Origin of the sequence: Roseixanthobacter psychrophilus (genome assembly GCF_043195195.1) — a bacterium.
Lineage (GTDB): Bacteria > Pseudomonadota > Alphaproteobacteria > Rhizobiales > Xanthobacteraceae > NCEH01.
The window spans coordinates 379,398-392,477 of record NZ_JBAFWT010000001.1; the positions used below are offsets into that span (position 1 = coordinate 379,398).

General features: G+C 67.8%; 13 protein-coding genes. 9 read left to right on the forward strand and 4 right to left on the reverse strand.

What is annotated here, in order from left to right; all coding sequences use genetic code 11:
• Positions 1-111: 111 nt before the first annotated feature.
• Positions 112-2,814 carry an aconitate hydratase AcnA gene (acnA, locus tag V5F77_RS01735; RefSeq protein WP_429003575.1) on the reverse strand — a complete coding sequence of 901 codons (2,703 nt, stop codon included), beginning with the start codon at positions 2,812-2,814 and terminating at the stop codon, positions 112-114.
• A gap of 141 nt (positions 2,815-2,955) precedes the next feature.
• Here acnA and ccmA point away from each other — a divergent pair, with 141 nt between their 5' ends.
• The 5 genes from ccmA to V5F77_RS01760 all read left to right on the forward strand — a co-directional run bounded on the left by ccmA (position 2,956) and on the right by V5F77_RS01760 (position 5,898).
• Positions 2,956-3,627, forward strand: coding sequence for a heme ABC exporter ATP-binding protein CcmA (gene ccmA, locus V5F77_RS01740; RefSeq protein WP_429003576.1), 672 nt, complete (start codon positions 2,956-2,958; stop codon positions 3,625-3,627).
• Positions 3,627-4,295 (forward strand): heme exporter protein CcmB, encoded by a 669-nt coding sequence (gene ccmB, locus V5F77_RS01745; protein WP_429003687.1) that lies wholly within the window; start codon positions 3,627-3,629, stop codon positions 4,293-4,295. Before ccmA ends, ccmB begins: the two co-directional genes overlap by 1 nt.
• A gap of 102 nt (positions 4,296-4,397) precedes the next feature.
• Positions 4,398-5,129 carry a heme ABC transporter permease gene (locus V5F77_RS01750; RefSeq protein ID WP_429003577.1) on the forward strand — a complete coding sequence of 244 codons (732 nt, stop codon included), beginning with the start codon at positions 4,398-4,400 and terminating at the stop codon, positions 5,127-5,129.
• Positions 5,129-5,290: a heme exporter protein CcmD gene (gene ccmD, locus V5F77_RS01755; protein ID WP_429003578.1), complete on the forward strand. Its 162-nt coding sequence runs from the start codon at positions 5,129-5,131 to the stop codon at positions 5,288-5,290. Before V5F77_RS01750 ends, ccmD begins: the two co-directional genes overlap by 1 nt.
• Positions 5,287-5,898, forward strand: coding sequence for a DsbE family thiol:disulfide interchange protein (locus tag V5F77_RS01760; RefSeq protein ID WP_429003579.1), 612 nt, complete (start codon positions 5,287-5,289; stop codon positions 5,896-5,898). The genes ccmD and V5F77_RS01760 overlap by 4 nt, the downstream gene beginning before the upstream one ends.
• A gap of 6 nt (positions 5,899-5,904) precedes the next feature.
• On the opposite strand, the gene V5F77_RS01765 is transcribed toward V5F77_RS01760, so the two are convergent.
• Positions 5,905-6,498 (reverse strand): septation protein A, encoded by a 594-nt coding sequence (locus V5F77_RS01765; protein ID WP_429003580.1) that lies wholly within the window; start codon positions 6,496-6,498, stop codon positions 5,905-5,907.
• A gap of 71 nt (positions 6,499-6,569) precedes the next feature.
• A complete protein-coding gene (gene mtgA / locus V5F77_RS01770; protein WP_429003581.1) occupies positions 6,570-7,250 on the reverse strand; it encodes a monofunctional biosynthetic peptidoglycan transglycosylase in 681 nt (226 codons plus the stop codon).
• 152 nt (positions 7,251-7,402) lie between these two features.
• Here mtgA and V5F77_RS01775 point away from each other — a divergent pair, with 152 nt between their 5' ends.
• Entirely contained in the window at positions 7,403-8,329 is a 927-nt protein-coding gene (locus V5F77_RS01775) for a polyprenyl synthetase family protein (RefSeq protein WP_429003582.1), read from the forward strand.
• Positions 8,330-8,463: 134 nt separating this feature from the next.
• Complete coding sequence (locus tag V5F77_RS01780) at positions 8,464-9,780, forward strand: flavin monoamine oxidase family protein (protein ID WP_429003583.1); 1,317 nt, start codon at positions 8,464-8,466, stop codon at positions 9,778-9,780.
• 48 nt (positions 9,781-9,828) lie between these two features.
• On the opposite strand, the gene V5F77_RS01785 is transcribed toward V5F77_RS01780, so the two are convergent.
• Positions 9,829-10,356: a MarR family winged helix-turn-helix transcriptional regulator gene (locus tag V5F77_RS01785; protein ID WP_429003584.1), complete on the reverse strand. Its 528-nt coding sequence runs from the start codon at positions 10,354-10,356 to the stop codon at positions 9,829-9,831.
• Between the two features lie 294 nt (positions 10,357-10,650).
• Here V5F77_RS01785 and V5F77_RS01790 point away from each other — a divergent pair, with 294 nt between their 5' ends.
• Together V5F77_RS01790 and panE are read left to right on the forward strand one after the other, a co-directional pair.
• Positions 10,651-11,988: an MATE family efflux transporter gene (locus tag V5F77_RS01790; protein ID WP_429003585.1), complete on the forward strand. Its 1,338-nt coding sequence runs from the start codon at positions 10,651-10,653 to the stop codon at positions 11,986-11,988.
• Positions 11,989-12,144: 156 nt separating this feature from the next.
• Positions 12,145-13,068 (forward strand): 2-dehydropantoate 2-reductase, encoded by a 924-nt coding sequence (gene panE, locus V5F77_RS01795; protein ID WP_429003586.1) that lies wholly within the window; start codon positions 12,145-12,147, stop codon positions 13,066-13,068.
• Positions 13,069-13,080 lie beyond the last annotated feature (12 nt).

Here is a 13,080-nt window from a genome sequence, read left to right on the forward strand (position 1 = left end):
GTCAATTCGCAGTGAGAGCCCGAGGCGGAACATTCCATATGCGAAAGCCGCCCGCGGTGGCGGACGGCTTCCGTAATGTCGCACCGGAGCGGCCGCGGGCGCGGCCGCGCCTCACGCCGCGAGGTGGCGCAGCACGTAGGGCAGGATGCCGCCGGAGCGGAAATAATCCAGCTCGTCCAGCGTATCGATGCGGCAGATAAGTTCGACCTGCGTCACACGGCCATCGGCATAGGCGATGTTGAGGGTCATCTTCTGGCGGGGCTTCAGATCCCCTTCCAGGCCGCGCAGGGTGATGAGTTCATCGCCCTTCAGACCCAGCGTCTGCCAGGAGGTGCCCTCTTCGAACACCAGCGGCACGATGCCCATGCCCACCAGGTTCGAGCGATGGATACGCTCGAAGGACTGGGCGATCACGGCGCGGATGCCGAGCAGCTTGGTGCCCTTCGCCGCCCAGTCGCGCGAGGAGCCGGTGCCGTATTCCTTGCCGGCGAAGACCACCAGCGGAATGCCCTCGGCCTTGTACTTCATGGCCGCGTCATAGATCGGCAACTGCGCGCCGTCCGGCTGGTGCAGGGTCACGCCGCCTTCGACGCCGGGCACCATCTGGTTCTTGATGCGGATGTTGGCAAACGTGCCGCGCATCATCACTTCGTGATTGCCGCGGCGGGTGCCGTACTGGTTGAAGTCCACCGGGCGCACCTGATGCTCCACCAGATATACGCCTGCCGGGCTGGAGGCCTTGATGGAGCCGGCCGGCGAGATGTGGTCGGTGGTGATGCTATCCAGGAACAACCCAAGGATGCGAGCATCGACGATGTCCGTCACCGGATCGGGAGTCTTGGAGATGCCGACGAAGTAGGGCGGGTTCTGCACATAGGTGGAACCGTCTTCCCAGGCATAGGTCTGGCCGGTGGGAATGGCGATCTTCTGCCAATGCGCGTCGCCCTTGAAGACGTCGGAATATTTTTCCTTGAACATCTTCTTGGTGACGTTCTCCCGGATGTACTGGGCGATCTCCTTGTTGGAGGGCCAGATGTCCTTGAGATAGACCGGCTTGCCGTCCTTGTCCTCGCCCAGCGGCTCGGTGTCGAGGTCGACCTGGAGTGAGCCGGCGAGGGCATAGGCCACCACCAGCGGGGGCGAGGCGAGATAGTTCGCCTTCACATCCGGGTTCACGCGGCCTTCGAAATTGCGGTTGCCCGAGAGCACGGCGGCAGCCACCAGATCGGCGCTGTTGATGGCGGCGGAAATCGCCTCCGGCAGCGGGCCGGAATTGCCGATGCAGGTGGTGCAGCCGAAGCCGACCAGATTGAAGCCCAGCTTGTCGAGGTCTTCCTGCAGGCCACTCTTGTCGAGATATTCGGCCACAACCTGCGAGCCGGGCGCCAGCGAGGTCTTCACCCACGGCTTGGACTTCAGGCCCTTCTTCACCGCATTGCGGGCGAGCAGGCCGGCGCCGATCAGCACACTCGGGTTGGAGGTGTTGGTGCAGGAGGTGATGGCGGCGATCACCACGTCGCCATGGCCCACCGTGAAGTTGGCGCCTTCAACATCCACGCGCTTGGCGGCTTCGCCGGGCTTCTTGAACTCGCCTTCGAGGGCGGTGATGAAGCCGGTCTTGGCATCGCTCAGCAGCACGCGATCCTGCGGGCGCTTGGGGCCGGCGATGGAGGGCAGCACGGTGTCGAGGTCGAGTCCCAGCGTGTCGGTGAACACGGGATCGAGCGTATTCTTGTTGCGCCACATGCCCTGAGCCTTGGAATAGGCTTCCACCAGCTCCACGCGGCTTTCCTTGCGGCCGGTCTCTTCGAGATAGTCGATGGTCTCGCGGTCTACCGGGAAGAAGCCGCAGGTGGCGCCATATTCCGGCGCCATATTGGCGATGGTGGCGCGGTCGGCGAGGGAGAGATGCTCCAGGCCGGGACCGAAGAATTCCACGAACTTGCCCACCACGCCCTTCTTGCGCAGCATCTGGGTAACCGTGAGCACGAGGTCGGTGGCGGTGATGCCTTCCTTCAGCTTACCGTCGAGCTTGAAGCCGATCACCTCGGGGATGAGCATGGAGATGGGCTGGCCGAGCATGGCCGCTTCCGCCTCAATGCCGCCGACGCCCCAGCCCAGCACGCCCAGGCCATTGACCATGGTGGTGTGGCTGTCGGTACCGACCAGCGTATCGGGATAGGCGACCGTGACGGTCTTGCCGTTCAGCTCTTCCTTGCGGGTCCACACCGTCTGGGCGAGATATTCAAGGTTGACCTGGTGGCAGATGCCGGTGCCGGGGGGGACGACGCGGAAATTATCGAACGCGCTCTGGCCCCATTTCAGGAAGCGGTAGCGCTCCTGGTTCTGCTTGTATTCCTCATCCACGTTCTTCTTCAGGGCGTTGTCGGTGCCGAAGAAATTGACGATCACCGAATGGTCGATGACCAGATCCACGGGGACGAGGGGGTTGATCTTGGCCGGATCGCCGCCGAGCGTCACCATGGCGTCGCGCATGGCGGCAAGGTCCACCACGGCGGGCACGCCGGTGAAGTCCTGCATCAGCACGCGGGCGGGACGATAGGCGATTTCCTTCTCCGCCTTGCCACGCAGGGTCAGCCAGTCCGCGATCGAGATCACGTCTTCCTTGGTGACGGTGCGTCCGTCCTCATAGCGCAGCAGGTTTTCCAGCAGCACCTTCATGGAAAAGGGCAGTCGGGAGATGCCGGGGAGCCCGTTCTTCTCGGCCGCTTCAAGGCTGTAGTAGGTGTATTCCTTGTCATCCACCGTCAGGGTGGTGCGGCATTGGAAGCTGTCGAGGGAAGAGGCAGTCACGGCGCGTTTTCTCCGGTTCGATGATCGACCGACGCGACACGCCCTGAGGACCGGGCTATGGAGGTGCCGGGCCACCTAGGGGTGCGGTTCAGCCGCTTTATAGAGCGATTTCAAACGGCGGTCATGCGATAAGAACGTTCAATGTGCGATGCATCGAAGATTCCCGTCCAAGACCCGCCGGCGCGCCCCGGGGAAGCCCCGGCCGCCATTCTCTGCGGCCAGGGACTGGCTTGCCAGAGAGGCGTTCGGCTGCTGTTCGACAAGCTCGACTTTGAGCTAAGAGCAGGGCATGCCCTGGTCGTGGTGGGGCGAAACGGCGCCGGAAAATCCTCTCTCCTGCGCATCGTCGCGGGTCTGCTTGCCGCGACATCGGGCCGCGTCACCTTGCGGGAGGGCGAGAGCGATGGCTCTTTTGCGGAACAGACGCATTATCTCGGCCATGACGATGCGCTGAAGGCGGCCCTGAGTGTCGCCGACAATCTTTCGTTCTGGCGCACCATGCTGGGCGCCACCGGCCTGCCGGTGGAGGACGCGCTTGATGAAGTGGGCCTCGGCGGCCTCGGCCGTCTGCCGGCCGCCGTGCTTTCCGCAGGGCAGAAGCGCCGCCTCGCCATCGCCCGTCTGCTGGTCTCGCGCCGCCGCCTGTGGATTCTCGACGAACCGACGACGGCACTCGACGTGAACGCGCAAGCGCGCTTCGCCGCGCTCGGCCGTGACCATCTCGATTCGGGTGGTCTGATTCTCGCCGCCACCCACGCGCCGCTGGATTTCGGGCCGCGCGTCGACACGCTGCAATTGGGTGCCCGGCCATGATGGCGGCCTTTTGGGCGCTGGTGCGCCGCGACATGGCACTCGCCCTGCGCTCCGGCGGCGGGGCCGGGCTCGGCGTCGTCTTCTTCCTCTCGGTGGTCACCATCGTGCCGTTCGCGGTGGGGCCGGACATGGTGCTGCTGGCCCGGATCGGGCCGGCGATCTTGTGGATCGGCGCCCTGCTGGCCAGCCTGATCGGCCTTGAACGCCTGTTCGCCGCCGATGTGGAGGACGGCTCGCTCGATGCCCTGACCCATTCCGCCTTGCCGCTCGAACTGGTGGCAGCAGCCAAGGGCCTCGCCCATTGGATCGCCACCGGCCTGCCCCTCGTGGTGGCGGCGCCGGTGCTTGCCTTGATGCTCAATCTCGAACCGACCGCCATCGGCGCGGTAGCGCTGACTTTGCTGGTGGGCACGCCGGCCGTCACCTCTCTCGGCCTCATCGGCGCGGCCTTTGCCGGGGCCTTCCGGCGTGGCGGGCTGCTGATTGCGGTGCTGGTGCTGCCGCTGGCCATACCGGTGCTGATCTTCGCGGTGTCCGCGACCGGGGCCGCCGTGACCGGGCCGATTCCGTTCGGCACGCCGTTCCGCATCCTGCTGGGGCTCACGCTGTTCGCCCTGGTACTGGGTCCGGTCGCCGCGGCGGCAGCCTTGCGCACGGCGCGAGGCTGAAGAGGGGGCGGCGTACGCGGCTCATTCCGCCGCACCTCCTTTCACACAATCGCGCGTCGGGGACGCTCCCCTGTCGTGGCGAGATAGTTTAGAACGCCACTCATGGGGCTACTCGACTTCGCCAATCCGACCCGTTTCCTCTCCCTCTCCGCCCGGCTGATTCCCTGGACGGCGGGAGCGTCGGTGCTCGCGTTGGCGCTCGGCCTCACCCTCGCCTTCCTCGCCCCGCCGGACTACCAGCAGGGTGAAACGGTGCGGATCATGTACATTCACGTGCCGTTCGCATGGCTCTCCATGTTCGGCTATTCCATGCTGGCGGCCTCTGCCCTCGGCATATTGGTGTGGCGCCATCCCCTGGCGGATGTGGCGCACAAGGCCGCCGCGCCGATCGGCGCCACCTTCACCTTCCTGTGCCTGCTTACGGGTGCCCTGTGGGGGCGCCCCATGTGGGGCACGTACTGGGTGTGGGATGCGCGGCTGACCTCGATGCTGGTGTTGTTCCTGCTCTATCTCGGCCTGATGGCCCTGCGCGCCGCCATCGACGAGCCCAACCGCGCCGGACGGGCGGCGGCGGTGCTCACCTTGGTGGGCTTCATCAATGTGCCGATCGTCAAATTCTCGGTGGATTGGTGGAACACCTTGCACCAGCCCGCCTCGGTGTTCCGCATGGGCGGCTCCACCATTGATGCCAGCCTGCTCTGGCCGCTGCTCACCTGCGCCCTCGGCTTCACCTTGCTGTTCCTGACCCTGCACATGATCGCCATGCGCACGGAAATCCTGCGCCGCCGGGTGCAGGTGCTGGAAGCGCGCGCCGCTGCGGAGGCGGCAGCCTGATGGACCACGCCTTGTTCATTTATGCCTCCTATGGTGCGTCAGCGCTCGGGCTCGGCGCGCTCACCTTGTGGCTGCTGATCGACAACCGCACCCAAAGCAAGGCGCTGGCGGATCTCGAAGCGCGCGGCGTGCGCCGCCGCTCGGACCGGAGCCGGCCATGAGCGAAACCCCTCCCCCACCGCCCACCGCCGCGCCGACCAAGCGGCGCCGGCCGTCGCTGCTGGTCCTGTTGCCGGTGGTGGCGTTCGGATTGCTGGCGGCGCTGTTCCTGGTGCGCCTGTTCGCCGGCGATCCCTCGCAGATCCCCTCAGCGCTCGTAAACCGGCCGGCGCCCAAGCTCGATCTGCCGCCGCTGCCCGGCCTGCTGAACAATGGCACACCCGTGCCGGGGCTCGGGTCCACCGATTTTGCCGGCAAGGTGACCTTGGTGAATGTCTGGGCGTCCTGGTGCGCGCCGTGCCGCGAGGAGCATCCCATTTTGATGCAACTGGCCCAGGACCCGCGCCTGCGGGTGATCGGCATCAATTACAAAGACGCGCCCGACAATGCCCGCAGGTTCCTGGGGCAATACGGACTGCCATTCGCGGCGGTGGGGACCGATCCCAACGGGCGGGTCGCCATCGATTGGGGCGTCTATGGCGTGCCGGAGACCTTCCTGGTGGCGCCCGATGGCACCATCGCGCACAAATTCGTCGGCCCGCTGAGCGAGGACACCGTGCGCGGCACCTTGCTGCCTTTGGTCGCCAAGCTGTCCGGCAAGCCGAATTAGCGCGGGTCAATCCTCAGGCGCGCTCTTGTCCTCGAACCGCGTCATCAGCGGGGCCTGGGCGAAGGCGAACAGGAAGGTCAGGGGCAGGTAGCCGAAGGTCTTGAAATTGACCCAGGTGTCGGTGGAAAAATTGCGCCACACCAGTTCGTTCAGCACCGCCATCACAAGAAAGAACACGCCCCAGCGCAAGGTCAGGATGCGCCAGCCCTGGTCGGTGAGGCGCACCATGCCATCCAGCACATAGGGCAGCAGCGGCTTGCGGAACAGCAGGCCGCCCAGCAGCAGCACGCCGAACAGGGCATTCACCATGGTCGGCTTCATCTTGATGAAATGGTCGTCCTGCAGCACCAGGGTCAGGGTGCCGAACACCATCACCACGACCGCCGAGACCAGCGGCATGACCGCGATGCGGCGCGCCAGCACCCACATGGCAGCGAGCGCACCCAGCGTCGCCACCATGAACACGCCGGTGGCCACATAGATGCCGCCGTAGGAATTGCCGACGAAGAACAGCACCAGCGGCCCGAGTTCCAGGGCGAGCTTGAGAGCCGGCTTCATCTTCCGGTGGGCGGCGGTTTCGGCTGCGGCGCTTTCGGTCATCGGATCCTCGTTTCGCGCCTCTTTTGCCGGTCGGGCACGGCGCAATCAAGGCCGCCGGTTGATTTCGCGCCTCAGCCGCGCAGGTTGAGGCAGGAGACGATCTCCGGTCCTTCCGACACCACACGCCCTTGAAGGCGCGCCGCGAGGCGCCGCACCCCGGTGCCGGGCTTGCCGGCGTCGCGGCGGTGGGGATTGGGCAGCATGACGGCGAGCAGCGCCGCCTGCCCGCCGGTCAGGCTCTGCGTGCCCTTGCCGAAGGCCCGGCGCGCGCCGGCCTCGACGCCGAACTCGCCGTTCGGCCCCCATTCCGCGATATTGAGATAGATCTCCATCAGCCGCCGCTTGCTCAGCACCAGATCGAGCCAGAGCGACAGCGGCAATTCCATCGCCTTGCGCACGAACGAACGGCCGGGCCACAGGAACAGGTTCTTGGCAACCTGCATGGGAATGGTGGAAGCGCCGCGTGCCTCCTCGATATCGTCGTCGGCCCGGGCCACCGCGGCCTGGATCTCGCCGATGTCCACGCCCCAATGCTGGCAGAAGCGCGCATCCTCCGAGGCGATCACGGTGCGCGGCAGGATCGGCGCCATTTCGCCGATGGGGGTCCAGATGCGCTCCACCCTCTGCCCGGTGAGCCAGCGGCCAAGCATCAGCGTGGAGACAGGATTCACCACATTATAAAGCACAGCCAACGCGAAGGGGACGAGCGCGAGCGCCAGCACGAGGATCATGATCCGCCTGAACAAGGGCATTGCCGCTCCGCGGGCGAGAGAACACCGAGGGGTAAGCGCGACGGCCGAGCTTCGGTTCCGGCCCGGCTTGACCGCCCGCTCTGGTTGGGGCACGCGGAGCAGCGCGTCAACTTCGCGCATCCCCAAGCGCGATCAGTCCGAAGGACCGCCCGGTGTCCCAGCTTCTCCCCGCCCGCCTCGAAGCCGCCGCCGCCCTCACGCAGGCACGGCTGGAACGCGCCCTCGCGGATGCCCCCCTCCCCGGCGAGCGCCTGCGCCCGACACGGCTCATGGACGCCATCCGTCACGGTAGCCTCGACGGCGGCAAGCGCCTGCGGCCGTTCCTCACCATCGAGACCGCCGCCCTGTTCGGCCTGTCGCCCGAGACATCGGTCACTGCCGCAGCGGCGGTGGAATGCGTGCATTGCTATTCCCTGGTGCATGACGATCTGCCGGCCATGGACAACGACGTGCTACGGCGCGGGCGCCCCACCGTGCACGTGGCCTATGGCGAGGCCACCGCCATCCTCGCGGGGGACGCGCTGCTCACCCTCGCCTTCGACCTGCTGGCGGGCGAGGATGCCCATGCCGATGCCAAGGTGCGCATCGCGCTGGTGTCCGCCTTGGCGCGGGCGGCCGGCATGGGTGGCATGGTCGGCGGGCAGATGCTCGACCTCGCCGCCGAGGGCCGGTTCGCCTCAAACCTGCCGCTGGCCCTCTCCATGGAGGAGATCCGCGACCTCCAGGCCATGAAGACCGGGGCGCTGCTGGCGGTCTCGGTGGAGGCCGGGGCGTTGCTGGGCGGCGCGACGGCGCAGGAGCGTGCCGCGCTCGCCGCCTATGGCCGCGCGCTCGGGGCCGCGTTCCAGATCGCCGACGATATCCTCGATATCGAGGGCAGCACCGAGGACCTCGGCAAGACCGCCGGAAAGGACATGACCGCCGGCAAGGCGACCCTCGTGGCAAGCCTCGGCGTCGAAGTCGCGCGCGACGTGCTTAAGCAATTAGTGGACGAGGCGCAGGCCGCGCTCGCGCCGTTCGGTGAGAAGGGCGAGGTGCTGGCTGCGGCGGCGCGCTTCGTCGCCGACCGCAAGAATTGATCGCCGGCCGATATGCGCGGGCCCCCTCCCCGTCGCGCGCCGCGCCCGGCCATGCTAGCGTTCGCCCCATCGTGACACGCACACCGCCCCTCCTCCCCATGACCCGCCGGACCTTCATCGCCGGAGCCTCTGCCTTGGCTGCTGCGCCGCTCGGCGCAGCGCGGGCGCTCGGCCAGGTGCCGGCGTCGGGCCAAGTGGACGTGGTGATCGTCGGCGCGGGGGCGGCCGGCATCGCGGCGGCCCGCAAGGTGGCGGCCGCCGGTCGCACCTATGCGCTGATCGAGGCCAGCAAGCGCGTCGGCGGGCGGGCGGTCACCGACACCAGCCTGTTCGGCGTTCCGTTCGACCGCGGCGCCCACTGGCTGCACGCGCCAGATAGCAACCCGCTGGTGGATTTCGGCCAGCAGGCGGGCCTGGACCTTTACGCCGCGCCGCAGGGCGCACGGCTCTATATCAAGGGGCGCGAGGCGTCCCAGGGCGATTACGAGGATTTCGTCGCCGCCGTGCGCCGGGGCGAGCGCGCCATCGGCGCGGCGGGCGATGCCGGGCGCGACCTCGCCGCCGCCCGCGTGCTGCCGGACCTTGGAACCTGGGGGCCGAGCGCCGCCTTCGTCGCCGGCCCCTTCAGTTGCGCCAAGGATCTCGACCAGGTGTCGAGCGTCGACTTCTCCCGCTCCGAGGAGCGCGGCGAGGATCTGTTCTGCCGCCAGGGCTATGGCACACTCGTGGCCAAGATGGCCGAGGGCTTGAACGTCCGCTTCGAGACCATTGCCTCCAGCATCGACATGGGCGGGCGGCTGATCCAGGTTCCCACCAACAAGGGCACGCTCACCTGCCGGTCGGCGATCCTCGCCGTGCCGCCGAGCCTGATCCTGGCGGGCAAGATCCGGGTCAATCCCGGCCTGCCGCTGCGCTACCGCACCGCCGTGGAGCGCGTGACGCTCGGGGCCTATGACCATATCGCCTTCGAGTTGCCGGGCAATCCGCTGCGCCTTTCGCCCGACGAGACGGTGCATGTGAAGGCCGACGGTCCGCGCACCTTCGCCCTGATCGCCCGCATGGGCGGCACCGACCTGCATATGCTCGATGTGGGCGGAAAGTTCGCCCAGGAGCTGGCCGATGGCCCGCCGACCTCGGGCGCGGCCTTCCTCAAGGAGGCTCTGACGCGCGAGTTCGGGGCCGATATCGCGGCCCGCGTCGGCAAGGTCCACCAGACCCGCTGGACCAAGGAACCGCTCGCGCTCGGCGCCTTCTCCTGCGCCCTGCCGGGCAGCGGCAACCTGCGCCGGGCCTTCACGGAAGTGGTGAACGGCCGCCTGATGTTCGCCGGTGAGCACGCCCACGAAACCCTCTGGGGCACGGTCAACGGGGCGTGGCTCTCGGGCGAGCGGGCGGCCACCCAGGCGCTGCGGGTGCTTGGCATCGTGGGCGCCGCGAGCGCCACTCAGTGACATCGGGCCGGCGGGAGATGCGCTGACGTCGTGAGCGGGCGGGCCGTGCTAGCGCGCCTGCTGTTCGAAGGCGGCCGCGAACTCGGGCGAGGCAATGCGTTCCAGGGCCGCGCGCAAGGTCGCCGCCTCGGCTTCCCCGAACACCGCCTCGAAACGTGCCTGCGCCTGCCCCCACAAGACCATGGAGGCGTCGAGCTTGGCTCGCCCGAGGGGCGTGAGCACGACCCGCCGACTGCGCCGGTCCTTCCCGTCGGCCACCAGTTCCACCAAGCCGTCGCGCTCCAGAGGCCGAAGATTGTGCCCGAGCGCGGAGCGGTCCAGCACCAGGGTGGCTGATAATTCGCCCATGGTCGGCGTACCGGCGCGCGCGATATGGACCAGCAGCGAGCGCTGCGTCGCCTTCAGCCCGATCGGCGCCAACACGCAATCATAGAGCTGGGAGACCCGGCGTGTCGCCTTGCGCAGCGCGGTGCCGTTGCAGAGCCCAGCCTTGGGATAGGCACAGCTCCCGCCCTCCGGCCCGGCGGGGTCGGCACCACTGGCCGGTTCCTTCGATCGATCCCTGCGTCCACTCATCCGGCCTCTCCTCACGGCGCCGTCAATTGACGGATATTAGCATATGCCGCTATTTTCGCATTTATGGGCATATGCCCCTATTTACAACGGCCCGACACTTGGCGCGGCCGGTGCATCGGACCTCCCATGCTCCACACCTTGACCGAAACCCCGCGCCGCCCGCCGTCACCCAGCGCCCGGACTCAGGGTGCCCCACGCCCAGATGCGCAAGACCTGGGGGTGCAAGACCTGGATGCGCAAGATCGCAGCGAACATGATCCGGGGCTCCCGCCGTCCGCGGCCGGAGGGCATCCCATGGCCCCGCGCACACGCGCTTTGCTGGAAGCGCCGCCGGTACCACTGCTGCTCCGCCTCGCCTGGCCGAACATTCTGGTGATGCTCGCCCAGTCCAGCACGGGCCTCATCGAAATGGCCTTCATCGCCCATCTCGGCATCGATGCCCTGACCGGCATGGCGCTGGTGCTGCCGGTCCTGATCTTGATGCAGAACATGTCCCAGGGCGCCATGGGCGGCGGAATTTCCTCGGCCATCGCCCGCGCGCTCGGCGGTCGGCGGCGTGCCGAGGCGGACAGCCTGGTGCTGCACGCGCTCGCCATCAACATCGCCTTCGGCCTGTTCTTCTCCGCCGTGGTCCTGCTGTTCGGCCGCCATCTGTTCGCATTGCTGGGCGGCAGCGGCGCGGCGCTGGAGGCAGCCCTGACCTATTCGCGCATCCTGTTCGCCGGCATGGTGCTGCTCTGGGTCTTCAATGCCCTCGCCAGCATCATTCGCGGCACCGGCAACATGCTGGTGCCCGGCATCGTCATCTGCGGCGGGGCGGTGCTGCTGGCACCGCTCTCCTATGTGCTGATCTTCGGGTTCGGCGCGATCCCGCCGCTGGGCATCGCCGGCGGAGCGCTGGCGATGCTGCTTTACTACGCCATCGGCACCCTGGTCCTCGCCTGGTACGTGGCGAGCGGCCGCAACGTGGCGCGCTTCGCATGGACGCCGCTACACCTGCCCTATGCCTGGAACATCCTGAAGGTGGGCGCGGTGGCGGCGGTGAACACCATCCAGATCAATGTGACGATCGCGGCCACCATGGCGCTGGTGGCCTCCCGCGCGGGCTCCGACGCGGTGGCCGGCTTCGGCACCGGAACGCGGCTGGAATATCTGCTGCCACCCCTCGCCTTCGGGCTCGGCGCGCCGCTTGTGGCTCTGGTCGGAACCAATATGGGCGCCGGACAGAGCCGGCGCGCGCTGCACATCGCCCTGATCGGCGGCGCCATCGCCTTCGCCCTCACCGAGACGGTGGGCCTTGCCGCCGCGATCTGGCCGCACGCCTGGCTGGGCCTGTTCGAGGCGACCCCCGAGATGCTGGCGGTGGGCACGCTTTATCTGCGGACGGTCGGGCCGTTTTTCGGCTTCTTCGGGCTCGGCATGACGCTCTATTTCGCCTCCCAGGGCGCCGGCCGCCTCGGCTGGCCCCTGATCGCCGGCCTGCTGCGCATGTCGGTCGCCGTGGGCGGCGGCGCGCTGGCGCTGGCGATCACCGGCTCGCTTCAATGGCTGTTCGCGGCCTATGCGCTCGGCCTGTTCACCTATGGCGCCGTGGTCGGCATTTCGGTCGCCTCGGGGTCGTGGTTTCGCTAGAGCGCGATCCGCGCAAATTTAACCCATTTGCGCGGTCCATTGCCCTCTAACCTAAAGAGAGAGCACGCGCCGGTCCCCTTGCATTGCAAACCGATCGGCGCGTGCTCTAGGGTTCGCCACCGTCTGCGCGAGCGGGGCGGCTGAGGGGAGTAGAGCATGCGTATTCTCGTTGTCGGGGCCGGTTCGACCGGCGGCTATTTCGGCGGTCGTCTGGCCCAGGCAGGGCGCGACGTCAGCTTTCTCGTGCGCCCGGCGCGGGCAGCGCAACTGAGCGAACGCGGCCTCGAGATTGCAAGCCCCCACGGCGATCTCACCGTGCGCCCGCAGATCGTGACGGCGGACCGGATCCCGGATCCGTTCGACGTCGTTTTGCTCTCGGTGAAGGCGTTTGCCCTTGAAGGCGCGCTCGCCGACATCGCCCCCGCGGTCGGCCCGCAAACCATGATCCTGCCGGTGCTCAACGGCATGAAGCACATGGATGTGCTGACCGCGCGCTTCGGGGCGGAGCGGGTGCTCGGCGGCGTGTGCAAGATTATCGGCCGCCTCGATGAGGCTGGCCGCATCGTGCAGATGACGCCGCTGCACGAACTCATCTATGGCGAGGTCAGCGGCGCCCGCACGGCGCGCATCGCGGCGCTGGACGCCGTCCTGCAGGGCGCCGGATTCGATGCCCGCCTGTCCGACCGGATCCTGCAAGACATGTGGGAGAAATGGGTGTTCCTCGCCGCCCTCGGGGCAATCACCTGCCTGATGCGGGGCACCATCGGCGAAGTGGCCGCGACCGGGGACGGCAAGGCGGTCGCGCTGGCGATCGCCGCCGAATGCGCCGCCATCGCCACGGCCTCGGGCTATCCGCCGAGCCCGGCGCTCCTCGCCAGCTCGCAGGCCCTGTTGACGGCGGACGGCTCGCCCATGACCTCTTCCATGTACCGCGACCTTGTGGCCGGCAATGCGGTGGAGGTGGACCAGATTCTCGGGGACCTGATCGTGCGCGCCCGGGCGCTGGGCGTTTCGGTGCCCTTGCTGGAGGCGGCGAACGTGGCGTTGGGGGTCTACGCGAACCGCCGCATGCACGGGTGACCCCCCGCAGAC